A 23,495-nucleotide genomic window follows, 5' to 3' on the forward strand; every position below is an offset into this window, starting at 1 on the left:
CACCGAGCACCTGCTGCTCGGATTGATCCGCGAGGGCGAAGGGATCGCCTCTTTGGTCCTGAGAGACTTCGGCGTCAGCGTGGCCTCAGCCAAGGCGCAGGCCCAGGAATTACTGGGTGAGCAGGCCTCAAAGCCCACATCTTCGACCAGGACACCGGCGCTCGATGAGTTCGGCGTAGACCTGACCGCGATGGCGCGCCAGGACCGGCTGGATCCCGTGATCGGCCGCGACACGGAGATCGAGCGGGTTATCCAGATTCTCTCGCGACGGACGAAGAACAATCCGGTTCTGATCGGGGAGGCCGGCGTCGGGAAGACCGCCATTGTGGAGGGGCTTGCGCAACGGATCGTAGCCAGCAACGTGCCCGAGACCCTGCTTCGGAAGCGGGTCGTCCAGCTTGACCTCGCCGGTATGGTGGCCGGAACCAAGTATCGCGGTCAGTTCGAGGAGCGGCTGAAGGCCGTCGTCAAGGAGATTCAGCAGGCGCAGAGTATCATCCTGTTTATTGATGAGTTGCATACGTTGGTGGGCGCCGGCGCCGCGGAGGGCGCGATCGATGCCTCCAGCATGTTGAAGCCGGCGCTCGCGCGCGGGGAGCTGCAGTGCATTGGCGCGACCACCCTCGATGAGTATCGCCGCCACATTGAGAAGGACCGGGCGCTTGAGCGACGATTCCAGGCGGTCCAGGTCGGGCCGCCCAGCGTGGAGGAGACGATCCGGATCCTTCGGGAGATTAAGGATCGTTACGAGACGCATCACTGCGCAGTCATCACCGACGAGGCCGTGACGGCTGCCGCGCGTCTGTCGCAGCGCTACATTGCCGACCGCTTTCTGCCCGATAAGGCCATTGATGTCATCGATGAGGCGGGCTCGCGGGCGCGACTGAAAACCCTGATGCTGCCGCAGGATCTGCGCGAGATGGAAAACGAAGTCGAGCGGCTCCGGGCCCAGAAGGAAGACGCGATCCGGACCCAGGCCTTTGAGGTTGCGGCCAGGCTCCGCGACTCGGAGCGTAAGCTCCGGGCTGAGTTGGAAGAGAAAAAGGCCCGATGGAAGGAGTCCAGGGCGAAGGAAAAGACCGTTGTGACGGCCGAAGAGGTCGCCTACATCGTCTCCAAGTGGACAGGCATCCCGCTGTACCAGATTGAGGAGGAGGAATCGGCCAAGCTGATGCGGATGGAACAGGATCTGGCCAAACGGGTAGTGGGGCAGACCGAAGCCATCGAGAGCGTGAGTCGCGCGATCCGCCGTTCGCGGGCCGGGATCAAGAGCCCGAGCCGTCCTGTCGGGTCGTTCATCTTTCTGGGGCCGACCGGCGTGGGAAAGACCGAGCTGGCCAAGGCGCTGGCGGAGTTCCTGTTTGGAACGGAGGACGCGCTGATCCGCGTTGATATGTCGGAGTACATGGAGCGCTTCTCCACTTCCCGTCTCATCGGCGCGCCTCCCGGGTATATCGGATACGACGATTCGGGTCAGCTCACTGAGAAGGTTCGGCGTCGACCATTCTCTGTCATCCTCCTCGATGAGATCGAAAAGGCCCATCCGGAGGTATTCAACCTGCTCCTCCAGATCTTTGAGGATGGTCGCCTGACCGACAGCTATGGTCGCGTTGTCGACTTCAAGAATACCATCCTGATCATGACGAGTAATGTCGGCGCCCGTCAGATCGGCCTCCACGCCACAATGGGCTTTGCCAAGGGCGGTGACGAGGCGGTCACATACGACAAGATGAAGGACACCGTCCTGGGCGAACTGAAACGGGTCTTCAATCCCGAACTGCTCAACCGACTCGATGAGGTCATCGTCTTCCACCAGTTGAGCAAAAACGAGCTCTGTCAGATCGTGGACCTGATGCTCGCCCGCCTGCAGCTTCAGCTCACGGAGCGTAAGATCTCGCTGACGGTCGATGAGAGCGCGAAAGACTTTCTCATCAACCGAGGGTTTGACCCGACCCTTGGTGCCAGGCCGCTGCGCCGTGCCATCCAGCGCTATGTGGAGGACCGGTTAGCCGAAGAGGTGTTGAGGGGGCGGTTTGCAGAAGGGGGCACTCTTCGGGTTAAGTTGGAGGGGGATGCCTTGGCATTCGAAGAGGTCAGCCTCCTCGAAGCCCCTAAATAGCCTTCCCGACCTCTATCAGGTTCGGCACACGTTCTGTCGCTTCGGACTCGAGGAACACACCCGCGATGGGCCTAACGCCACTGCCGTAACCTTCCTGCCAAGCCGTCACACCGGTCGTTCGCAAGCCCGATGGTGGATATTCCGTATCGTGTATTCCGGGGCTCGAATTCCCGGATTCTCCGGATTCCTGCCGATTTCGCCATCCTCTCCACCGGCCTTCGACACACCGCAGAAAAACACCGTCGCCACTCCCCTAGTGGATTGGCGCATTCTCCATGTAGGTGTCCAGCGTGCCTTATCCAATCCACACAGCGGTAACATTGAGCTGGCTTGCCGCGTCGCGCTGCCGAATATCCGCTGTGATAAAAGGAATCCGAATCCCGGACATCGCCTGGAAGGCCAGAACTGAGGCCAGATGGAGGGCATCGAGTGTTTTGACCCCTGTCGTCTGGATAAGCTCCTCGGCGTCGGTGAGGACCAGCGGGGTCACTGCGACGAGTTCCCAATAACTGCGATCCCTTCGCATGCGAGAGAGGATCACCGCGAAATCCTCTTCGGCCAGTTCACCCGATGTGCGCCGTCGGCACAGCGCTGACATCGCCTCCACCGGGGCAATGGCCGACGACAGGAAGCGATGACGACGCAGGGAGGCTCGTGCTTGCGCAGAACCCGCTTCGCGGATATACCGTTTGAGCAGGACGCTGGTGTCGAAGTACGCCCACGGCGCCGGCATCAGGATTCGTCTCGTTCCTCACGAAGCGTCTGGGAGATCGGCGGGCCTTTCAACGGCCGTGGCGCGCAGGGAGGAAGAGGCCGGCGCTTGGATGCCCGCTGTAGCAATCCTGCCGCTTCCAGCCGTCGGACCTCCGCCTCACCAGCCCCCGGTTGTCCTAACGGCCTGATGACGCCGATAGGTTTCCCCCGTTCGGTCAGCACCACCTCTTCCCCGGCCTTGACCGCTTTGATGGCTTTTGAAAACTGTTGATTGGCTTCCCGCAATCCTATCCGCATCCAGACCTCGCTACAGATGTAGTGACATCACTAGATTACCCATGGGGTGAAGTATCGTCAACAGAAAACGGAAACATGATGAACCCGATCGGATCCCCCAGGCCAGACCCTTCGACGAGCTTCTGACACCGCACATTGCAATGGTCCATCCACTCTAAGGAGCTTCACATAGGATAGAGCGCGGTTTTGCCAACACTCAACTCAGCGTACCCGTATAGGACAAAAGAATGCATGGCGGTGAGACGGAAAGCGGACGACCGTTCAAAACTTGCCCTTATCGGCGATTATTTGATCTTGTATCTGCTGCATCGCCTGCGTAAAGGACCTATTCAGCGCGGTCCCTACCCTAAGGAGATCGAGGTGATCATCGGCCTCAGCCCCAGAACCGTGAGCACGCACCTGGAGCACATCTACGACAAGCTTGGCGTCCGGACGCGCACCGAGGCGGTGCGGCTGGTCGTGGAACAGGGGTTGCTGCGTCCCTGATCGGGCGGGGCAGTCGGCCAGTTTTCGCTTGCGTCATTGTGGCGGAGATGGTACATTTCTACGATTTAATATGAGCGCAGATACCCCCATCTTGGCCAGAGGAGGGAGAGCGTTTGGTGCAATCCTTCGCGAACAGCGTCAAGGTTCTCGCCGCCAGTTTTCTCTTCCTTTTCTTGGCGTTAGCGTTCGGTAAAGCGTACGGCCAGGAACAGGCACAGGTCAAACAGCTCGATATCAAGGGAAGCCGGAAGATCGACGAGGCTACCATCCGGTTCAAGCTTAAGACCAGGGTTGGTGAGCCGTTCTCTCTGGAAAAGGTCAGAGAGGATGTCAAGACGGTCTACCGATTGGGCTTTTACGACGATGTCGCTGTGGATGCCGAAGTCTTTGAAGGGGGCCTGAAAATCACCTTCATCCTCACCGAAAAGCCGACCATCCGGGAAGTGAAGATCCGAGGTAACAAGCAGATTGCTACCGATAAGATCAAAGAGAAACTTACGCTGAGTGAGGGCGGAGTATTTAATCCGCAGGCCGTGACAGCGAATGTGGAGAAGGTACGGCAGTTTTACGAAGAAGAGGGGTATTACCAGGCAAAGGTTCTATCGCAGGCAGACAAGACCCCTGAAGGGGATATCTCGGTCACCTTCGAGATCAAAGAAGGGGGAAAGTTTGAGATTTCCGTTATTCGGATCCTTGGAGCCAAAGGGTTAAGCGAGCAAGAGATCAAGGCGCGTATGGCCACCAGGGAACTGTTCCTGTTCTTCTTTTTTGGGACGCTGAAACGTGATGAATTGCAACGCGACCTCGATCGGATTAAGGCGTACTACCTGGATAACGGCTATCTCGACATTAAAGTGGGCGAGCCGGAGATTCGGGTGGTTGAGGCAAAGCAGAAGCTTGAGATCAGTCTCCATGTGGAAGAGGGCCCACAGTACCGGGTCGGGGAGTTAGGGGTAACAGGCAATACCGTCTTTTCTACCGAGGAGGTGTTGAAGCCGCTTCAGATCGCCAGGCAGGGCATCTTCAGCCGGGAGGTGCTCCAGCGAGATATACTGAAACTCACCGACCGGTATTCGGAGCGTGGCTATCTCTTTGTGGATATCGCCCCGACCATTAATACCGATCGAGAGAGCCATATTGTGGATGTGGGCATGGAGATCAGTGAAGGGAAGCAGGCCTTCGTGGAACGTATCGAGATTTCAGGCAACACCAAGACCCGGGACAAAGTCATTCGGCGGGACATCCCTCTGAACGAGGGCGACCTGTATAACAGCCGTCTACTGGCGCGCGGTCGCCAGAATCTGAACAACCTCGGCTACTTCGAGGAGGTCAAGATCGACACTCGTCGTGGCACGGCCGAGGACAAGGTGGACATCGATGTAGCGGTGAAGGAGAAGCCGACCGGCTCCTTCAGTATCGGAGGCGGCTTCAGCTCGACGGACGGTATCTTGGGGTCGACCTCTATCTCCCAGAACAACTTTCTTGGGTTGGGACAGAGGGTCTCGCTCTCAGGACAGCTCGGCTCTCGAGCAATTCGGGCTGTCTTGGACTTCTTTGATCCTCACATCATGGATACTGAGACCTCGCTGGACTTCTCAGTGTTCAGCGAGCGGCTACTCTTTAACAACCAGATCGGCTTTGATCAGGACACCAGGGGCGGCGCGATTTCTTTTGGTCGGCGGCTCTATAAGGAGTTGATCGGTACTCTCGGCTATCGGTACGAATCGAACCGGATCTTTAATCTCATCGCAAATGCGCCTAAGCTCCTCCAGGATCAGCAAGGGACGAATACGACCGGACGGGTCTCTTTTGGCCTCTCGTTAGACCTCACGGACAACCGCCTCGATCCGACTATAGGATTTAAAGGGGCCGCAACGTATCAGCTTGCCGAAACCTTTCTGGGCGGTGAAAACAAGTTCAATCGATTCAACCTTGAGTTGGGCTACTACCAGCCGCTGGTCTGGAAGCTGATCGGTCATGTCCGGGGGAACCTGATTGTCGTGGAGCCGTTTGGCGGGAAGAAGCTGCCGGTTCAGGAACGGCTTTTCCTCGGCGGCACCAACAGCGTTCGAGGATTCAAGGACTTCCAGTTAGGCCCTATCGACCCCGCAACCGGGGAACGGATCGGCGGAAACAAGGCCATCTATTTCAATAACGAAGCGATATTTCCCATCTATGAGCCATTAGGTTTGAGGGGCTTGGTCTTTTTCGATGCGGGCAATAATTTTGCCGAGGGGGAAAGCCTCTCGTTAGATTTGCGACCGACTGCCGGGGCTGGCGTTCGCGTTGCCACTCCCTTTGGTCTGGTGCGACTTGAGTGGGGTCTTAACCTGGACAAGCGGCCTGGGGAATCGAGCAGCGCCGTGCATGTGACGATGGGATCGACGTTCTAGCATCAGGAGGAAACGACGTATGGTGCATTCGATGTGCGGGTGGCGAAGGTGGCTGTTCTGTATGGCCGCTGCGTGGGTGTTGATGGCATCCGTGAGTTGGGCTGCGGATTCCCCAATGAGACTCGGGTTTGTAGACCTTCAGGCCGTCATCTCGCAGTCGAAAGAGGGGCAGGCCGCGATGAATACGGTCAAGACGGAGGCTGCCGAGAAACAGAAAGAGATCAGCGCGAAAGAGGCCGAGATTAAGCAGATGGACGCGGATTTCCAGAAACAGGCATCCGCCCTGAGTGAGGCAGCAAAGAAGGACAGAGAGGAAGAGATTCGACGTAAGCTTCGTGATCTCAAGCGAGTGACCGAGGATTTTAACCGTGACTTGCAAAAACGGGAAGGCGAGATGGTGAATGATCTACTCAGGGATCTCACGACTGTGATCCGGGACTACGGTAAAGAAAAAGGGTTTTCCCTCATTGTTGAGAAGGGACAGAGCGGAGTAATCTACGGCAACGATGCGGCTGACCTTACCAAGGAGATCCTTGAACGCTACAACACCCGCCGAAGCAAAAAGTAGTTGCGGTGATGCAACTGAGGGAACTGGCTGAAAAGCTGAACTGCCGGTTGGTAGGCAACGGTGAGATCGAGGTTCATCATCTCGCTCCACTGCACGAGGCGGGTGAGGGAGACTTGGTGTTTGTGATGAATGCCCGCGATCTGCCGAAGCTCGAGGCGAACAAGGCCGCTGCCGTGATTGCGCGTGAAGGGAGCCCGCCCTGTTCGAAGCCGGCGTTGCTGACGAACGATCCGTACCTGGCCTTTGTCCAGGCCCTCCATCTTTTCTACACGCCCGACCGCCCAACGCTTGGCGTCCATCCATCCAGCATCGTGCAGGAGGGTGTGCGCCTGGCAGCGGACGTTGCGATCGGCCCGCTTTCGGTCGTTGAGGGAGAGGTGACAATTGGCGAGAGGAGCGTTGTGGGTGCCCAGGTCTATATCGGCAAGGGTAGCCGCATTGGCGCTGACTGCCGCCTTTACCCGCAGGTTATGATTCGGGAAGGCGTCGAGATCGGCAATCGAGTGGTTATCCACAGCGGGGCCGTGATCGGGAGCGATGGCTTCGGGTATCTGAGAGACGGACAGGGGGTCCGTATCAAGATCCCACAGGTGGGACGGGTGATTCTGGAGGACGACGTGGAGATCGGCGCCAACGTCACGATCGACCGGGCGACTATGGGAACGACGCGGATCAAGCGTGGGACCAAGATCGACAATCTGGTCCAGATCGCGCATAACGTTGTCGTCGGAGCAGATACGGTGATTGCGGCCCTAAGCGGTATCTCCGGCAGCGCGAAGATCGGAGATCGGGTGACGCTGGCCGGCCAGGTCGGGATCGCCGATCACGCCGAGATCGGCGACGATGTCATTGTGGGAGCGAAATCCGGGGTCACGAAGCGTATCCCGCCTGGAGGCGTGTTCCTGGGCTATCCCGCCGTACCGCATCTCACATTCAAGCGTAGCGCCGCTGCGGTGCATCGGATCCCCCAACTCCTGATAGCCATCAAACGCATTGAGGCGCGTCTGGCATCGTTAGAGAGCACCGTTGGAGAGAGGGAGGGAGAGGCGCAGCCTTCTCAGTTGACGTCCGAGAGGGGACCCCATTGATGGACATTCGGCAGATTCAGGAGATGCTTCCCCACCGTTATCCTTTCCTCCTGGTCGATAGGATTCTCGAGATCGAGCCTGGAAAGAGGGTAGTGGGGCTCAAGAACGTGACTATCAATGAGGCATTCTTTCAGGGTCACTTTCCTGGGCAGCCGATCATGCCCGGAGTGCTGGTGATCGAGGCGATGGCGCAGATCGGAGGCGTCCTGCTGATGCGGACGCTGAACGTGAGCGCCGAAAAGAAGCTCCTGTATTTTACCGGCATCGACCGGGCCAGGTTTCGCAGGCCCGTGCTGCCGGGAGATCAGGTGAGATTCGAGATCGAACTGCTCCAACTCAGAAGCCGGAACTGTCGAATGCATGCCATGGCCTTTGTGCAGGACAAGTTGGCTGCGGAGGCTGAGTTGTCGTGTATTGTCGTTGACCGAGAATCGCCGGATCTTCCCCCTGGCGTTCCGGTGGTGATGGGAGAACAATGACACAGATTCATCCGTCGGCGGTCGTGGCGCCGGAGGCCGAGCTGGCGCCGGACTGTAGCATCGGCGCCTTTTCAGTTATCGGTCCTGATGTCACTGTGGGATCCGGGACCGTCATCGGCTCGCATGTCCTCATCGAGGGGATCACAGAGATCGGTGAACGGTGCCAGATCTTCTCTCACGTCGTTCTCGGCGCCGCGCCCCAGATCTTCCAGGACAGGAGCGAGCGGACCAGGCTGGTGATCAGTGATGAGACGGTAATTCGGGAGTTTGCATCGGTTCATCGCGGCTCCGCAAAAGGCAGAGGCGTCACGGTACTGGGATGCCGGAACTACATCATGGCCTATGCCCACATCGCACATGATTGTATCTTACACGATGACGTAGTAGTCGCCAGTCAAGCCGGACTGGCCGGCCACGTCGAGGTCGAAGACCGCGCGGTGATCGGCGGGCAAGCAGGAATCCATCAGTTCGCCCGTATCGGACAATACGCCATGGTCGGCGCCTGCTCCGCGGTGCTGCAGGATATCCCGCCCTTCGTGAAGGCGCAGGGGAATCGGGCCAAGTGCTACGGTTTGAATACGGTAGGTCTTCGCCGCCATGGCATCGCCGAGGACGCGATTCTTCGCCTGAAACAAGCCTATCGATTACTCTTCCTTGCCCACCTTAATACGTCCCAGGCTTTGGAGAGGATTGCATCGGAGGTGAATTCCTGTCCGGAGATCGATCACCTGATTCACTTTATCAAGTTATCGGCGAGAGGGATCGCCCGTTAAAATCCGCCTCGTCCCCCCTTTTCAAAAGAGGGGTTCAGGGGGAATTTGGAGTGCGAGGTTGATAGTGGAGCGCCTCGGGATCATAGCCGGCGGCGGCCCGCTTCCGGTCGTGGCCGCGCGGGATGCGCGCATGCAGGGGTTCAATGTCGTGGCGGTAGCCGTCGAAGAGGCGGCCTCTGCCGATCTGGCGGGTGAAGTGGATGCGATCTGTTGGGTGGGAGCCGGACAGCTTGGGCGGTTGCTTGCGGCGCTGAAGCGTGAAAATGTGACGGACGTTGTGATGCTCGGGAAGATCCCGCTGGATCTTCTCTTCTCGCGCGTGAAGATCGATCTCGCTGGCCTGCTGTTCTATATGAAGCTCAAAGACCGGCGCGGCGATACGATCCTCGCCAGCGTTGGCGACCTGTTGGCAAAGGAAGGGATTACCCTGCATGATTGTCGACGATTCCTTTCTTCGATCGTCTTACGGAAAGGGCTGCTGACGGCCAGGGCTCCAAGTTCCTCGGAGCAGCAGGATATCAGCTTTGGAAGGGAACTTGCTCGATCCATGGCGCAGTTGCGGATCGGTCAAACAGTTGTAGTCAAACGCCGAACTGTCCTCGCCGTGGAGGCGATTGAAGGAACCGATGCCGCCATTCGCCGCGGCGGCCAACTCGGGAAGGGAAAGGTAGTGGTCGTCAAGGTGGGGCGTCCCGAACAGGATATGCGTTTCGATCTTCCGGTCATCGGGCCGGAGACTATGGTGGCCCTCGAAGATGCGGGTGCGACGGCGCTCGCCCTTGATGCCGATCATACCTTGATGCTCGATCGGGAAAAAGTGGTGGCGACGGCCGACCGGCTTGGGTTGGCGATTGTAGCGGACTAGCGGCTGGACGGCGGTCGGCCGTTAGCTGCCAGCGTAGGGGCATGGCTTGTCCTGCCCGAATAGGGCGCAGCAAGCGGCGTCCCTGCATCTCTGGCTGCAGACCGCTGACAGCCGTTTTGCTGACCCTAAAGGTGGGACAGATCAGATATGAATAACGGAAAGCCGGTTCGCGTAGGCGTGGTGGGTGTCGGCTATGTGGGACAGCACCACGCCAGGATCTATTCGGAACTGCCGGGCGTTGAGCTGGTCGGCGTGGTCGATATCGACGAGACTCGTCTGCAAGAGTTGGGGACGCGACACGGGATCGCATTGTGTCGCGATTACCGCGAGATTCTGGGAAAAGTAGATGCTGTCAGCGTGGCAGTGCCGACTCTGCTGCACTACCAGATCGCGAAGGAATGTCTGGAACGCGGAGTGGACGTTCTGGTGGAGAAACCGATTGCGCAGTCCCTCGCTCAAGCCGACGAACTGGTTGAGATTGCGAAGGTTGACGATCGAATCTTCCAGGTCGGTCATATCGAGCGATTCAACGGCGCGGTCAAGGCACTCGAGGCCGTTGTGAGGAGTCCCGGCTTCATCGAGTGCCACCGTCTTGGCCCCTTCGCCCATCGCAACACGGATGTTGATGTCGTTCTCGATCTGATGATCCATGATATTGACATTGTGCTGAACCTGATCAAGTCGCCTGTCACCGCAGTAACGGCTGTTGGTGTTCCGGTGATCTCAGATCAGGTGGACATTGCCAATGCTCGGCTCCAGTTTGAGTCTGGGTGTGTCGCGAATCTGACTGCCAGCCGGGTAAGCATCGAGCGGGTCCGGCGGATACGGATCTTTCAGCGTGACACCTTCATCTCCCTTGACTACTCCCAGCAAGAGATTACAGTCTACCATCGTATCCCGGGGACGAGCGAGACGGCTATGGAAGCCACCCCAACGATCGTGAAGGAAGAGATCCCCATTGATAAGGCGGAGCCGCTTCGCGTCGAGATCGAAAGCTTTATCGAGTGCGTCCGGGCCAGAAAACGACCTCTGGTATCAGGGGAGGAGGGCCGGGACGCCCTGAAAGTGGCCTCTCAGATTATGGAGCGATTGTAGGCCAGATGCGGGACGGCCGAATCCTGATCGTCGCGGGGGAGTCCTCAGGAGATCTGCATGCCGCCGGTGTCGTTGCCGAGTTGCGACGGCGCGCCCCGTACCTGACTATAGAAGGAATTGGAGGAGATCGGATGCGCCAGGCGGGTGTCCGCCTCCACGCGCATGCGGGCGACCTGGCTGTAGTCGGCCTCGTCGAGGTAGCCGCCAGGCTTCCCGCCATCTGGCAGGCGTACCGGAACATGATCCGATGCTTACGCGATCGGCGCCCGGATCTGGTGATCCTTGTGGATTTTCCGGACTTTAACCTGAGGTTGGCCCGCCGGGCATTCCGACTTGGCATCCCAGTGGTCTACTTTATCAGTCCGCAGGTGTGGGCTTGGCGTGCGGGCCGGATACGGTCGATCGCGAAGTATGTCCGACGGCTTCTGGTTATCTTTCCCTTCGAGGAAGGTTTCTATCGTGAGAGAGGGGTCGAGGCCTTGTATGTCGGTCATCCACTCCTGGATCGACTAACGTCTCCACCATCAATGGATGAGGCGCGTCGCCGTCTGGATCTGGAGGGGGCGGCTCCGGTATTGGGGCTTCTGCCGGGCAGTCGCGTGAGTGAGATTACGCGGCATCTCCCTCTCTTACTGAGATCGGCTAAGCAACTGATGACGGAGCGGTCGGATCTGCGCGTGATTATCGCCGCGGCTGACGGGCTTCCCCTCGACCTCATCGGGTCCTACTTGAATCGAGAGGGTGTTTCCGCAAGAGTTGTACAGGGGCGAACGTATGAGGTCATGGCTGCCTCGGACCTGGTCCTTGTGGCTTCAGGTACCGCCACCCTGGAGGCAGCAATTATCGGTACCCCCATGGTGATCGTGTATCGCCTTGCGTTTCTCTCATGGCTGCTGGGCCGCTTGTTGATCAGGGTTCCGTACATCGGCATGGTGAATCTGGTGGCGGGACGACAAGTTGCGCCTGAGCTGATTCAATTTCACGCGACGCCGGAGCGGATCACTGACGAAGCGCGCCGGCTGCTCCTGTCGGCGGAGCAACGTCGTCAAACGCGGCAGGATCTCCAGCACATGCGTGATCGATTGGGGCCGCCGGGAGCGCTGGGCCGAACGGTAGATGCGATCCTTGAGTGCTTGCAGTCCGGCGCCCTGGAGGAGATGGCGGTCCAGAGAGGGTAATGGGGAAGTCACCCTTGTCCCGAGCGGTCGTAGCGCTCAGGGAAGATCGCCGTGTTCTGCGTGTTGTCCCATGGCTTGCTGCGAGGTTGATGCAGTGGCTGTTTCGGCTGCTTCGGGTTGTTCATGTGGGCCGCGCGTACCCGGAACGCTGCTGGGCAAGGGGGGAACGGATCATTGTGGCCTTCTGGCACGGCCGGCTTCTGATGATGCCGTTTGTCTATCCTGGGAAACCCGGAGCGATTCTCATCAGCCAGCATCGGGATGGCGAGTATATCAGCCGAATCGCAACACTGCTTGGCTTCGAGGTAATTCGGGGCTCGGCAACACGGGGCGGGATGCGCGCCTTCAAGCAGATGATTCGCGCCATCAAAGGAAGGCTGAATCTGGTGATCACGCCGGATGGCCCAAAGGGACCGCGAGCAAAGGTCAAGTCCGGTGTCATCGAGGTGGCAAGACTGACGGGGGCCCCTATTGTGCCGGTAAGCTTCAGCACGTCGCGACGCCGGTTCCTGAAAAGCTGGGATGCCTTCCTTCTCCCGGTCCCGTTCTCCCGCGCCGTATACGTCTGGGGGGAACCGATGTATGTGCCTCGGACGGCGACCAAAGATGAAGTGGTAAAGCATCAGGAAGCCCTCGAAGAGCGTCTCGATCTGCTCACGATGAAGGCCGATAATTACTTCAGGACGGATCTGTGACGACCGGTAGGTCAGGATGTATTCTGCCTACTCCCTCCTGCTGACTCTCGTTCTAATTGCCTGGTCACCTTTCGTCCTTTTGAGGATCATTCGACGCTCCTACTACCGGGAAGGGTGGCGGGAGCGTTTGGGTCGTTACCCCGAGGCGCTGCGCTCGCAGCGACAAGCGGTTCAGCCCGTCTGGATACATGCCGTCTCGGTAGGAGAGGTCAGCGCCGCGTCCATTCTGGCGAATCTCTGGACGGTTCGCCGGCCGACGCTTCCGCTCGTTGTCTCGACGGTTACTGAAACCGGACGACAGGTCGCCAGACGTTCGCTGCCTCAGGCGGCGGCGGTGGTGTACTTCCCGATCGATCTTCCGATGGTCGTGCATCGAGCCCTGGCTACGGTGAGACCTCGCCTCGTCCTTCTCACAGAGACGGAAATCTGGCCGAATTTTCTCCGTAAATGTGCGGCCTCGAAGGTTCCGGTCGCCATCATCAATGGTCGGCTGTCGGAGCGCTCATTTTCACGCTACCGCCTCGTCAGACCCTTTATGCGTCGGGTCCTTCAGTGCGTTGATCTGTTCTGTATGCAAACCGGTGCAGACGCGAAGCGGATTCTTGCATTGGGCGCCAGTCCTGAGCGGGTGCATGTGGTGGGTAATCTCAAATTCGATGCAGCCCTCCACGCCGATACCTCTTTGCTTGCCGAACAGTGGCGTCGGGAGCTTCGGATCGAGGCTCAGCGACAGGTCCTGGTGGCGGGAAGCACTCATGCGGGCGAGGAGGAGATGTTGCTCCAGGTCTTTCGCGGCCTGCGCGGCGAGTTCCCGGACCTGTTGCTGATCCTGGCGCCGCGTCATCCGGAGCGGGTAGCCCAGGTGGAAACGGCGGTCGCCGCCGGTGGCCTGGCCGTAGTGAGGCGGAGCGCCTTGCCTCAAGGAAGAAATGGGGCAAAAGAGGTGATTCTCGTGGATACCGTCGGTGAGTTGTCGACGCTGTACGCGGTGGGAGGTATCAGCTTTGTCGGAGGGAGCCTCATACCCAGAGGCGGCCATAACCTGCTTGAGCCGGCTCTGCACGGCCGGCCGGTCCTGTTCGGTCCCCACATGGAGAATTTCATTGAGGCGAGCACGTACTTTGTCGAACAGGGGGCAGCTATCCAGGTGAGCGATGCAGCGGATCTCACTCGGCAGCTTGCCCGACTCCTGCGTGATCCCGCCGCCAGAGAGAGGATGGGTCAGGCGGCAATGGCGGCTTTGACGGCCCATCAGGGCGCGTGCGAGCGGACCGTAACCCTCCTGGAGCGGTTTCTGCTGTGAAAGGCATAGAGGCGCTCTCAACCTGGACGTTGCACTGCATGGCGGCTGCTCCGGAGCAATGGACCGCTCAAGCCTGGCTGACGTGCTTGCGTCCGGTTTCGCGTGCGTATGGAACAGCCATCTCGCTGAGGACCGCGCTCTTTACGTATGGCCTCGCCAGGACGCGCCGACTTCCGGTCCCGGTCCTGAGCGTTGGGAATTTGACTGTCGGTGGAAGCGGGAAGACCCCGTTTGTTGAGATGCTGGCTGGTCGGCTGCGCGAGCGAGGCCAGCGAGTGGTCATCATTTTACGAGGGTACCGAGGTGGTTTGAAGACGCCAACCATCGTCAGCGATGGCATAGGGCTGAAGTGTGAGCCGACGATAGCGGCAGACGAGGCCTATCTGCTGGCCAGGCATCTGCCGGGCGTCGCTGTCTTGACCGGAGCCGACCGATACCGAGTCGGTAAGGTTGCTCTTGAGCGGGTCGATTGCGGCGTCATTATTCTGGATGACGGGTTTCAGCATCTCAGACTCCACCGCGATCTGGACATCGTGCTGGTTGACGCGGTCAATCCGCTCGGATACGGTCGGCTGTTGCCCTCGGGGTTGTTGCGGGAGCCGCCGGAGGCGCTCGAACGGGCCGACATCGTGGTTGTTACGAACGCCGACGCACGACGCGACGTAGACCTGGCCATCCGGGCGATCCGACAATACGCGCCTATTGCCCCGATTGCCCGAGCTGTCCACCGGCCTGTCAGCCTCATCGACGTCGGAAGCGAAGAACGCGTGGGGCTTGAGCGCCTCACCGGCCAGCGGCTGTTGGCAGTCTCCGGGATTGCCAATCCAAGCCGATTTGAAATGACGCTTGTTCGGCTTGGCGCCGTTGTTGCGGCTCACCATGTTTTCCCCGATCACCACCGCTATGTACCCGCTGATCTGGAGATCATCAACAGAGCTGCCAAGAATATCGGCGCTTCCATGGTGGTTACCACGGAAAAGGATATGGTAAAATTAGTTGGTTTAGACTGTGCTCAAGTGGGCGCGCCACTATACGCTCTGTCGATCTCACTTGAATTAATAGAAGGGGCGGAGGTGTTAGACGGTATGTTGAGTCGCCTGGTAAAACCGAGCGCATCGTGAAGCCCAAGAGCCAGGGCGGGGTTGTCGCCTATCTGGAATACCTCCTTGTGGTAGGGCTTGCGAAGGGATTGTTTCATCTGCCATCGTCGCTGGCCTACTCTATCGGTGAGGGGCTGGGCTCGGTCCTCTACCGTGTTGACCACAAACATCGATTGATTGCCCAGGAGAACCTGCGCCGGGCCTTCAATGGTGAGCTGTCCTCCCGGGAGATCGCCAAGCTTACGCGCTTGACCTTCATCAATCTCGGCCGAACGGTTGTTGAGACCTGCCGGATTCTCAAGATCGATCGTGAGAACTTCCGGGAATTTATCCGAATCGAAGGCTATGAGCACTTCCAACAGGCTAAACGTCGGGGCAAAGGGATCATTTATATCACCGCGCACTTGGGTTCGTGGGAACTGCTTCCACTCGCGTCCGCTCTTATGGGGGAACCGCTGTCTATTGTGACGCGCCCCTTGGATAATCCCTATCTCGATAGAGTCATCACCCGGCTGCGGACCGCCTGGGGAACGAGGGTGCTAGCGAAAAAGCTGGTGATGCCGGGGCTGGTGCAGGCGCTGCTTCGCGGGGAGAGTGTGGGGATTCTCATGGATCAAAACATTACCTGGAAAGAGGGAGTCTTTGTCGATTTCTTTGGTATGCCGGCCTGTACGGCTTTCGCGCCTGCGCTGCTGGCCCTCAGAACCGACGCATCGGTCCTTCCTGCCGCCATCGTGCGGTGCGGGCGGGACCACCACACCATCCTTGTGGAGCAAGAGATCCCATTAATCAGGACCGGGCGTTTGAGGGCGGACGTCGTTGCCAATACCGCCTCCTTCACCAGGGCCATCGAGGCGTTGATCCGGAGGGAGCCGGCCCAGTGGCTGTGGGTTCACCGCAGATGGAAAACGCAACCGCGTGCCGAGCGCCAAGTGTCAGATTTCCAGGTCGGAATCCAGAGCCCGGAATTATGAGCCGCGCGACACTTCATGTTCGGAAGACGTTCGAACCCGATCAGCTTCGATCGATTCTGGTCGCAAGCCCTAATTGGTTGGGTGACGCAGTTCTCGCGCTTCCCGCGCTCGCCAACCTTCGCCGCTCCTTTCCTGATGCAAGAATCTCACTCCTCGTGCGCCCGTGGCTCAGCCAGCTCTTTCGGTCCTTACCGTTTATCGACGAACTCATTGAGTTGCCAGGCAGGGGTGAGTTGACATGGGCCGTGACCGTGCTGCGGCAACGACACTTTGAGTTGGCTCTGCTTTTGCCGAACAGCTTCCGGATTGCGTTGGTCAGTCGATTGGCAGGGATTCCGCACCGGGTCGGGTATGTGGCTGATGGGCGGGGCTCTCTTTTGACAGTAGGGGTTAGCTCCTCGAGCGGGACGTCCCGACATCAGGCGGACGCCTACCTTGGCCTGCTCCGAGCGCTGAAGTGGGATGCATGGTTGCGTCCGACCGGATGTCTGCTTCCGCCGGGGAGCGACGCGGAAGCGGAGAAGCTGCTCACTGAGTCGGGCCTTCCCTCACACGTACCGGTTATCGGCGTTACTCCTGGGGCGAGCTACGGGACGGCAAAGCGCTGGCCGGCCGAACGATTTGCAGAAGTCGCTGATCGTCTGGCGGATCGCTTCGGCACGGTCGCCCTTTTGTTCGGTTCGTCGAGGGAAGCATCATTAACACGGGCCATCCGCTCGCGGATGCGCGGGGCTGCCGTTGACTTCGGTGGTCGGACGACTCTGCCGGAATTAGCCAGCCTACTCAGTCGCTGCGCGCTGCTGCTCACGAACGATACGGGGGCGATGCATCTGGCGTCTGCCTTAGGGATCCCGTGCGTCGCTTTGTTCGGCCCGACGGATCCCCATCGCACAGGTCCTCTCGGCTCCGGCCATCAGCTTCTTCACGATCCACCGCCTTGCAGTCCTTGTCGCTACCGCGACTGCCCTATCGACCATCGATGCATGCAGGGGTTGGATGTGGAGAGGGTGGTGGCCGCGGCGGAGGTCCTTTTCACCCGACCAACCTCTACCGCCGAGGAGAACGTCCGGCGGGCACCCGCGGTCTTTCTGGATCGGGACGGCACCATCAATGAGGAGACGGGGCCGATCCAGCGCCCGGAGCTGATGAGACCGATCCCGGATGCGGCAGAAGCGTTGAAGCGCCTTGGCGAGGCGGGGTATCTGCGGATCGTGGTCAGCAATCAAGCGCGAGTGGCCCGAGGGGACGCAACCGAAGAGCTGGTTGAAGCGACTCATCAGCGGCTTCTGCAACTGCTCCAGGCTGAGGGAGGAGGAGCGGATGCCTTCTACTACTGTCCTCACCACCCTCGGGAAGGACGCTTTCCATACAGGCGGGACTGCCTGTGTCGCAAGCCTGCCCCAGGGCTGATTCAGCAGGCGGCTTATGAGCAGCATGTGGACATGGAGCGATCCTACGTCGTAGGGGATAAGGTGAGCGACATGCTGCTGGCAGATCGGATGGGTCTCCCTTCGGTGCTGGTACTGACAGGCTATGGGCGCGAGTCGTTGGAACGCCTTCATGCGACGGGGGGTCCGATACCCGCCCACACGGCTAGAGACCTGCTGGCCGCGGCCGAGTGGATTGTACAAAAGCGCAGGCTGGCATGACCGCTCCGTCCTGGGATGATCCTGTGCCGATGGAACAGGTGCATCGAATTCTCATTATTAAGCCGAGTTCGATCGGTGACGTGGTGAATGCCCTTCCGTTCCTCAGCTCGCTCAGGCGGCGGTACCCGGATCGGTACATCGCATGGCTGGTGGAGGAGGAGGCGGCGGAGTTGCTGCTCGGTCATCCCTTGCTGGATCGGGTCATCGTGTCAGGCCGCAGACGATGGGGACGAGCAATGCGGACCCCCTTCCGTGGGCCGGCGGCGCTGCGAGAGGCCGCTTCGCTGATCGCCGAACTCCGCCAGGGTCGGTATGACCTTGTTGTCGATCTGCAGGGACTGCTGAAGAGCGCTCTCATGGTGATCTGCGCCGGCGCGCGATTTCGAGTCGGTCTGGCGGGTGGCCGCGAGGGGAGCGGGCGCGCATTGACTCACGTGGTGCCGCTTCCACCCGGGCCGCTGCATGCCGTGGACCGGTACTTGGAGGCCGCCAGATTCCTGGGAGCAGACACGCTATCGAAAGCGTTCGTGTTTCCTTCCCGGCCCGACGACGGGGCGAGGGCTGAAGCGCTCCTGGTTGAGGCAGGGGTGAGGCCGAATACGTTGGTAATCGCCCTCAATCCGCAGGCGCGTTGGCCGACGAAACTCTGGGGGGAGGAGCAGTTCGCACGCGTGGGGGAGGCGGTGGCACGCCGCCATGATGCCAGGATTCTTGTGATCGGTTCCTCCTCGGACCTTCCACTGGCCAGGCGCCTGGCACGCTGCATGAATCCGGCGCCGTTCGTGGCGGCCGGCCGGATAGACCTGAAGGTCCTGATCGCGCTCCTCCGGCGGATCGACCTCCTGGTGACGGTGGATTCCGGTCCCATGCACCTGGCGGCTGCGCTGGGAACCCCTCTCGTCGCGCTCTTTGGTCCAACTGATCCGCGTCTTATCGGTCCCTACGGGGGTGATGGGGTTGTGCTCCGTGTCCCTCTTCCTTGCAGTCCCTGCTCAAAGCGGCGGTGTCAGATCGAAGCGGATCGCTTGTGTATGCGCTCGATCTCGATCGAACAGGTGGTGGAAACCGCCTCCGCTCTGTTGGCCACAGGCCCAGCATGTCGAACAGGCCGCGATTTCTCGTAACCAGGTCCGTGGGGTTTATAATGTCAAGAGGGGCGTGAGAAACCGACGATGATTCGACAGGCAGTCGTAGCCGGCTCGTTTTATCCGGGTACCCCGGAGCGGTTGCGGGCACAGGCAGTCGATCTGATGATCACAGAAGATCTCCCGAAGGTGCGCGCTATCGGGGCTGTCGTCCCCCACGCCGGCTATATCTACTCCGGGAGAGTCGCCGGAGCAGTGTATGCCCGGCTTGCCTTTCCCGATGTGTTTGTAATCCTGGGACCAAATCACACCGGCTTAGGGGCAGGGGTCGCGATCATGACCTATGGGAAATGGGGGACACCCCTTGGTCAGGTAGCTATCGATACAGATCTGGCCAAGGCCATCCTGCGGAATTCGCAGACCATCGAGGAGGATGATCTCGGACACCAGCGCGAGCACTCTATCGAGGTGCAACTCCCTCTGCTCCAGGCGCGTGATCGTCCTTTCTCCTTTGTGCCGATCTGCCTCTTCAGCAGTGAATATGCAGTTTGTCAGGATGTCGGGTTGGCGGTGGCTCGGGCCATTGCGGCGTCACATCGATCGGTGCTGATGGTGGCCAGTACCGACATGAGTCATTACGTGAGTCAGGAACAGGCCAAGGCAAAGGATCACCTGGCGATCGATGCCATCTTGGCGTGCGACCCTCAACGATTGCATCGAGTCGTGGGACGGGAGAGGATTACCATGTGCGGATTTCATCCAACGACCGCACTGCTGATCGCCGCCCGGGAGCTTGGGGCCACCTCGGCGGAGCTGATCAGCTACGCCACGTCTGCCGATGTCACCAAGGACGATTCCAGCGTGGTCGGCTATGCCGGGCTGATCATTAAATGAGGGGGGGATGTATTGCCCATCTATGATCACTATAGTGCACACTCCACTGTTTTCACTTGACGCCTCAGGGTCAGCTTACATCATAGCTAGACGACGGGCTGAATGTTCCAGATCTCCCGGGCGTACTCCGCGATGGCGCGGTCGCTCGAGAATGTTCCTGTGCGGGCAACGTTTAAGATGGCCTTACGAGACCAGGCCGGTCGGTCTGTAAACGCCTGGGCAACCCGTTCCTGGGTCTCGATATACGACTCCAGATCGGCCAGATGGAAGTATGGATCTCCGCGGTCCAGAACCGATTCACTAATCCAGCGGAATAGACCAGGCTGGTTCGGACAGAACAGATTGGACGCGAATGTCTCCATGACCCGTCGTATATAGGGGTTGCGGTGATAATACTCTCGAGGATGATACGAGCCTCGCTCCCGCATCTGCCGGATCGCTTCAACCTGTAATCCGAAGAGAAAGACGTTCTCCTCGCCCACCTCTTGCATGATCTCGATATTGGCTCCATCATACGTGCCGACGATGAGGGCTCCATTCATCGCGAACTTCATGCTTCCCGTCCCTGAGGCCTCTGTGCCGGCCATTGAGATCTGCTGATTGACATCCGCGGCGGGAATGATCTGTTCCGCCAGGGAGACGCGGTAGTCGGGGATGAAGACTACCTTGATCAGCCCCTTTACCCGCGGATCGTTGTTGATGATCTGACCCACGCTGGTAATCAATTTGATGATCTGTTTCGCCGTCCAATACCCCGGCGCCGCCTTACCCGCAAAGATGTAAACACGAGGCGCAGGCGGCTCGTGCCCATCTTGGACCATGCATAGATACTGGTGGACGATCTGCATGATGTTGAGCAGTTGCCGTTTGTACTCGTGAATCCGTTTGACGTGCACATCAAACAACGCGTCCGGACTGACAACTATCCGGCTGACGTCGTAGATGAGTCGCGCCAATCGCACTTTGTTGACCCGCTTCATGGCCATAAATGCCTGCCGGAAATTCGCATTCTCAATGTGAGGTTCCAAGGCCCCCAGCTTCCCAAGGTCGGTAATCCAACCGCTCCCAATCGTGTCGGTAATGAGATCGGCCAACAGCGGATTCGCTTGAAGCAGCCAGCGTCGCGGCGTCACGCCATTCGTCTTAGTGCTGAATTTGTCCGGCCAGAGTTGAGAGAAATCAGGCGCCAAAGAGGTTCTCACCAGTTGGGTGTGGAGCGTCGAGACTCCGTTCACGGCATGGCTGCCAACCAGTGCGAGGTTGACCATGCGTACCTGCTTCTGCTCCCCCTCCTCAATCAGGGACATACGTTGCAATCGCTCGTGGTCGCGTGGCCACATAGTGGCCACCTGTGCCAGGAACCGGCGATTGATCTCGTAGATGATCTGCAGGTGTCGCGGCAGGACGGCCTCGAGCAGCGAGACCGACCATTTTTCCAGCGCTTCCGGCATCAGGGTATGATTGGTATACGACAGTGTGGCCTGCGTAATCTCCCAGGCGGTTTCCCATGGTTGGGCAAGTTCATCAACCAGCATCCGCATCAATTCTGCAACGGCCAGGGCCGGATGGGTGTCGTTGAGTTGAATGGCGGCCTTGGAGGCGAACTGGTCAAAGTCAGTATGGCTCCTGCTGTACCGGCGGACAATGTCTCGGAGGGCGCATGCTACGAGGAGGTACTCTTGAAGCAGTCGCAGCTCCCGGCCTGCTTTAATTGAGTCGGCAGGGTAGAGAACTTTGGAGATAGTCTCCGTGCTGATCTGTTGCTCAACCGCCTTCAGATAGTCCCCCTCATTGAAGATCTGCATGTCGAACTCTTCGGATGATCGCGCCGAGTACAATCGCAGCACATTGACCGTGTTTCCGCCGTACCCGACAATCGGCATATCGTGCGGGACGCCGATGATGATCTTCCAATCCATCCACATGGGGTTGTACCCCCCTGCGCGATCAATGCCGTGTTCGACGCGACCGTACACGGGCACAATACAAGCCTCATCGAGACGCTCAATCTGCCAGGGGTTGCCGTGGGCCAACCAGTTGTCCGGTTTTTCTTTCTGATACCCGCTGTCAATGGCCTGCTTGAACAGGCCGTACTCATAGTTAATGCCGTATCCGTATCCCGGCATACCCATGGTGGCCAGCGAGTCCAGAAAACAGGCCGCCAGGCGACCAAGGCCGCCATTGCCAAGCGCAGCTTCAGGTTCGCCTTCCAGCACATCATCGAGATCGACCCCCATCGTGTGGAGCGCCTCCCGGCAAGGATCGAGCATTCCCAGATTGCTCAGGTTATTTCTCAACGACTGGCCCAGGAGAAACTCCATGGAGAGATAATGCAGGCGCTTAGGATCGGCCTGTTGATACCGGTCCTCGGTATCCAGCATCCGGTCGATGAGGGCATCTCGAACGGCGAACGCTACAGCCATGAACAACTCGCGGCTGGAACAGCGCTCCCATTTTTTTCCTAACGAATATCGGGCATGATAGCGGATTGCGTCTTGAAAGGCAGATACCGTGAGGGCCACATGGCGATGCGCTCCGAATTCCGGTTCTGGATCCCGCTCAAGCCTGCTGGTCGACATCGGTCACTCCCTCGGTGATTCTTGTCTGGATTGACACGATTTGAGAAATCTCGTCAGAGTCAGAATATTTTTCCCATGGGATGTCGTATATGTGACCTCGTCCATGGTTTTCCTGATAATCGCGAGTCCTAACCCCCTCTCGGGAAGACGTTCCAGGCAGTGGGGATCGAAATCAAAGGGTGAAGCGGTCTGAGGTACGAGGTGCTTCGGGTCCATGGTCCGTCCTGCGTCACAGATCTGAACGATCAGCCGGTCCGAATACTGGCCAAAGATCACTTCTATCTCATGCGCTGCCTCGCGATCGTAGGCGTGCACGATGGCGTTATTGACCGCCTCGACAACGCACAACGCGATCTGATGTGATTCGACATCGGAAAGCGGGGCAAGGGAGCAGAGCCGCTGTATTGCCTGACCGATGAGCGGGACATTCTGGAGATCGCTGGTGATGGCCAGTGTGATCCGTCGTTCGCTCAACTCGCCCTATCCTTTGTCGCCGCCCAAGGCTGACATGGCCTGTTTCTCGTTACTGAAGACCTGAAACACCCGGTCCATCCTCGTCAGTTTGAACAAGGTCATGGTCGTTTCCTGCAACCCGCACACGACCAACTCTCCTCGTCCCCCCATTCGCTTCAGACTGGAGACAATCGCTCCCAAGCCACTGCTGTCGATAAACTCTACCCCAGAGAGATTCAGGACAATCTTGGTGTTACCTGAAGCGATCAGTTCGGTCATCCGTTCCTTGAAATCAGTTGCGACTCTGGCATCCAGCCGCTCCTCCAGTGGCGTCACAATCAGCGCCTCGCCTGCTCTCCGCTGGTCAAGCTGCATCGCGTGGGCTCCTTTGCCTTATTCGGATTGTCGAACCTGAACTGTTACTGCCGTAAGGTAGGCTGCCAGCCGCTCGCACAGCCTTGTCATGGTCTCCCGATCGCCGCGCCTGCCGGCCTCCTCGATTCCCTGTCCTATTTCGCTGATCTCTGTGAACCCATAGCCGCCTCCTGTCCCTTTCATAGTGTGGCCTAATCGCGCGAGCTCTGCGAACTTGTCTTCCTGGACCAATCGCTTGATCTGTTCGACATCCCGGCGACGATTCTCTAAAAACTCCGGGATCAGATCCGCGAGATCCTCGTCAACATAGACGACGGTCGTCTGTTCCCCCAT

23 protein-coding genes are annotated in these 23,495 nt (G+C 59.0%); 17 read left to right on the forward strand and 6 right to left on the reverse strand.

Annotated features, from left to right (window positions below):
- A partial coding sequence (locus KGL31_03515; protein ID MDE2320971.1) for an ATP-dependent Clp protease ATP-binding subunit occupies positions 1–2,119 on the forward strand: 2,119 nt, incomplete at its 5' end.
- A 295-nt stretch (positions 2,120–2,414) separates the two neighbouring features.
- Here KGL31_03515 and KGL31_03520 read toward each other — a convergent pair.
- Both KGL31_03520 and KGL31_03525 read right to left on the reverse strand, forming a co-directional pair.
- Positions 2,415–2,852 (reverse strand): type II toxin-antitoxin system VapC family toxin, encoded by a 438-nt coding sequence (locus KGL31_03520; protein MDE2320972.1) that lies wholly within the window; start codon positions 2,850–2,852, stop codon positions 2,415–2,417.
- On the reverse strand, positions 2,852–3,130 hold the full coding sequence (locus KGL31_03525) for a type II toxin-antitoxin system prevent-host-death family antitoxin (protein MDE2320973.1): 279 nt from the start codon (positions 3,128–3,130) through the stop codon (positions 2,852–2,854). The genes KGL31_03520 and KGL31_03525 overlap by 1 nt, the downstream gene beginning before the upstream one ends.
- A 231-nt stretch (positions 3,131–3,361) precedes the next feature.
- Between KGL31_03525 and KGL31_03530 the strand changes: the two genes are divergently transcribed.
- The 16 genes from KGL31_03530 (at position 3,362) to amrB (ending at position 19,755) form a co-directional block, all read left to right on the forward strand.
- The gene (locus KGL31_03530) at positions 3,362–3,616 is read left to right on the forward strand and encodes a response regulator transcription factor (GenBank protein ID MDE2320974.1); all 255 of its coding nucleotides are present in this window, start codon (positions 3,362–3,364) and stop codon (positions 3,614–3,616) included.
- A 116-nt stretch (positions 3,617–3,732) separates the two neighbouring features.
- Positions 3,733–6,009, forward strand: a complete 2,277-nt coding sequence (gene bamA / locus KGL31_03535) for an outer membrane protein assembly factor BamA (GenBank protein ID MDE2320975.1) — start codon at positions 3,733–3,735, stop codon at positions 6,007–6,009.
- Positions 6,010–6,124: 115 nt separating this feature from the next.
- Entirely contained in the window at positions 6,125–6,577 is a 453-nt protein-coding gene (locus KGL31_03540) for an OmpH family outer membrane protein (protein ID MDE2320976.1), read from the forward strand.
- Positions 6,578–6,582: 5 nt separating this feature from the next.
- The gene (lpxD, locus tag KGL31_03545; GenBank protein MDE2320977.1) at positions 6,583–7,665 is read left to right on the forward strand and encodes a UDP-3-O-(3-hydroxymyristoyl)glucosamine N-acyltransferase; all 1,083 of its coding nucleotides are present in this window, start codon (positions 6,583–6,585) and stop codon (positions 7,663–7,665) included.
- A complete protein-coding gene (gene fabZ / locus KGL31_03550) occupies positions 7,662–8,144 on the forward strand; it encodes a 3-hydroxyacyl-ACP dehydratase FabZ (GenBank protein ID MDE2320978.1) in 483 nt (160 codons plus the stop codon). Before lpxD ends, fabZ begins: the two co-directional genes overlap by 4 nt.
- The gene (gene lpxA / locus KGL31_03555; GenBank protein MDE2320979.1) at positions 8,141–8,917 is read left to right on the forward strand and encodes an acyl-ACP--UDP-N-acetylglucosamine O-acyltransferase; all 777 of its coding nucleotides are present in this window, start codon (positions 8,141–8,143) and stop codon (positions 8,915–8,917) included. The genes fabZ and lpxA overlap by 4 nt, the downstream gene beginning before the upstream one ends.
- Before the next feature lie 58 nt (positions 8,918–8,975).
- Positions 8,976–9,782 carry a UDP-2,3-diacylglucosamine diphosphatase LpxI gene (lpxI, locus tag KGL31_03560; GenBank protein MDE2320980.1) on the forward strand — a complete coding sequence of 269 codons (807 nt, stop codon included), beginning with the start codon at positions 8,976–8,978 and terminating at the stop codon, positions 9,780–9,782.
- Positions 9,783–9,929: 147 nt separating this feature from the next.
- Positions 9,930–10,877: a Gfo/Idh/MocA family oxidoreductase gene (locus KGL31_03565; protein ID MDE2320981.1), complete on the forward strand. Its 948-nt coding sequence runs from the start codon at positions 9,930–9,932 to the stop codon at positions 10,875–10,877.
- Positions 10,878–10,882: 5 nt separating this feature from the next.
- Entirely contained in the window at positions 10,883–12,055 is a 1,173-nt protein-coding gene (gene lpxB / locus KGL31_03570; protein MDE2320982.1) for a lipid-A-disaccharide synthase, read from the forward strand.
- Positions 12,055–12,750 carry a lysophospholipid acyltransferase family protein gene (locus tag KGL31_03575; GenBank protein ID MDE2320983.1) on the forward strand — a complete coding sequence of 232 codons (696 nt, stop codon included), beginning with the start codon at positions 12,055–12,057 and terminating at the stop codon, positions 12,748–12,750. Before lpxB ends, KGL31_03575 begins: the two co-directional genes overlap by 1 nt.
- Before the next feature lie 16 nt (positions 12,751–12,766).
- A complete protein-coding gene (locus tag KGL31_03580) occupies positions 12,767–14,053 on the forward strand; it encodes a 3-deoxy-D-manno-octulosonic acid transferase (protein MDE2320984.1) in 1,287 nt (428 codons plus the stop codon).
- Positions 14,050–15,174: a tetraacyldisaccharide 4'-kinase gene (gene lpxK / locus KGL31_03585; GenBank protein ID MDE2320985.1), complete on the forward strand. Its 1,125-nt coding sequence runs from the start codon at positions 14,050–14,052 to the stop codon at positions 15,172–15,174. Before KGL31_03580 ends, lpxK begins: the two co-directional genes overlap by 4 nt.
- A complete protein-coding gene (locus KGL31_03590; protein MDE2320986.1) occupies positions 15,171–16,127 on the forward strand; it encodes a lysophospholipid acyltransferase family protein in 957 nt (318 codons plus the stop codon). Before lpxK ends, KGL31_03590 begins: the two co-directional genes overlap by 4 nt.
- A complete protein-coding gene (gene waaF, locus KGL31_03595) occupies positions 16,124–17,776 on the forward strand; it encodes a lipopolysaccharide heptosyltransferase II (protein ID MDE2320987.1) in 1,653 nt (550 codons plus the stop codon). The genes KGL31_03590 and waaF overlap by 4 nt, the downstream gene beginning before the upstream one ends.
- Complete coding sequence (locus KGL31_03600; GenBank protein ID MDE2320988.1) at positions 17,773–18,900, forward strand: glycosyltransferase family 9 protein; 1,128 nt, start codon at positions 17,773–17,775, stop codon at positions 18,898–18,900. Before waaF ends, KGL31_03600 begins: the two co-directional genes overlap by 4 nt.
- Before the next feature lie 48 nt (positions 18,901–18,948).
- A complete protein-coding gene (gene amrB / locus KGL31_03605) occupies positions 18,949–19,755 on the forward strand; it encodes an AmmeMemoRadiSam system protein B (GenBank protein MDE2320989.1) in 807 nt (268 codons plus the stop codon).
- 86 nt (positions 19,756–19,841) lie between these two features.
- Here the strand turns inward: amrB and KGL31_03610 are convergent, their stop codons facing one another.
- From KGL31_03610 to KGL31_03625, 4 genes are read right to left on the reverse strand one after another with little or no spacing between them, the layout of a single operon-like run.
- A complete protein-coding gene (locus tag KGL31_03610) occupies positions 19,842–22,334 on the reverse strand; it encodes a glycogen/starch/alpha-glucan phosphorylase (GenBank protein ID MDE2320990.1) in 2,493 nt (830 codons plus the stop codon).
- A 3-nt stretch (positions 22,335–22,337) separates the two neighbouring features.
- Entirely contained in the window at positions 22,338–22,808 is a 471-nt protein-coding gene (locus KGL31_03615; protein MDE2320991.1) for an ATP-binding protein, read from the reverse strand.
- Between the two features lie 6 nt (positions 22,809–22,814).
- Positions 22,815–23,162 carry an STAS domain-containing protein gene (locus tag KGL31_03620; protein MDE2320992.1) on the reverse strand — a complete coding sequence of 116 codons (348 nt, stop codon included), beginning with the start codon at positions 23,160–23,162 and terminating at the stop codon, positions 22,815–22,817.
- A gap of 18 nt (positions 23,163–23,180) precedes the next feature.
- Entirely contained in the window at positions 23,181–23,495 is a 315-nt protein-coding gene (locus KGL31_03625; protein MDE2320993.1) for an Hpt domain-containing protein, read from the reverse strand.

The sequence above is a fragment of the Candidatus Methylomirabilota bacterium genome, assembly GCA_028870115.1.
GTDB lineage: Bacteria > Methylomirabilota > Methylomirabilia > Methylomirabilales > Methylomirabilaceae > Methylomirabilis.

Bases quoted from the DNA above. Each gene is read 5' to 3' on its own strand.
- KGL31_03530 (MDE2320974.1), top strand. From the start codon at position 3,362: ATGGCGGTGAGACGGAAAGCGGACGACCGTTCAAAACTTGCCCTTATC.
- KGL31_03580 (MDE2320984.1), top strand. From the start codon at position 12,767: ATGTATTCTGCCTACTCCCTCCTGCTGACTCTCGTTCTAATTGCCTGG.
- KGL31_03565 (MDE2320981.1), top strand. From the start codon at position 9,930: ATGAATAACGGAAAGCCGGTTCGCGTAGGCGTGGTGGGTGTCGGCTAT.
- lpxB (MDE2320982.1), top strand. From the start codon at position 10,883: ATGCGGGACGGCCGAATCCTGATCGTCGCGGGGGAGTCCTCAGGAGAT.
- KGL31_03540 (MDE2320976.1), top strand. From the start codon at position 6,125: ATGAGACTCGGGTTTGTAGACCTTCAGGCCGTCATCTCGCAGTCGAAA.
- KGL31_03525 (MDE2320973.1), bottom strand. From the start codon at position 3,130: ATGCGGATAGGATTGCGGGAAGCCAATCAACAGTTTTCAAAAGCCATC.
- KGL31_03620 (MDE2320992.1), bottom strand. From the start codon at position 23,162: ATGCAGCTTGACCAGCGGAGAGCAGGCGAGGCGCTGATTGTGACGCCA.
- waaF (MDE2320987.1), top strand. From the start codon at position 16,124: ATGAGCCGCGCGACACTTCATGTTCGGAAGACGTTCGAACCCGATCAG.
- lpxA (MDE2320979.1), top strand. From the start codon at position 8,141: ATGACACAGATTCATCCGTCGGCGGTCGTGGCGCCGGAGGCCGAGCTG.
- amrB (MDE2320989.1), top strand. From the start codon at position 18,949: ATGATTCGACAGGCAGTCGTAGCCGGCTCGTTTTATCCGGGTACCCCG.
- KGL31_03520 (MDE2320972.1), bottom strand. From the start codon at position 2,852: ATGCCGGCGCCGTGGGCGTACTTCGACACCAGCGTCCTGCTCAAACGG.
- KGL31_03575 (MDE2320983.1), top strand. From the start codon at position 12,055: ATGGGGAAGTCACCCTTGTCCCGAGCGGTCGTAGCGCTCAGGGAAGAT.
- KGL31_03600 (MDE2320988.1), top strand. From the start codon at position 17,773: ATGACCGCTCCGTCCTGGGATGATCCTGTGCCGATGGAACAGGTGCAT.
- KGL31_03625 (MDE2320993.1), bottom strand. From the start codon at position 23,495: ATGGGGGAACAGACGACCGTCGTCTATGTTGACGAGGATCTCGCGGAT.
- KGL31_03610 (MDE2320990.1), bottom strand. From the start codon at position 22,334: ATGTCGACCAGCAGGCTTGAGCGGGATCCAGAACCGGAATTCGGAGCG.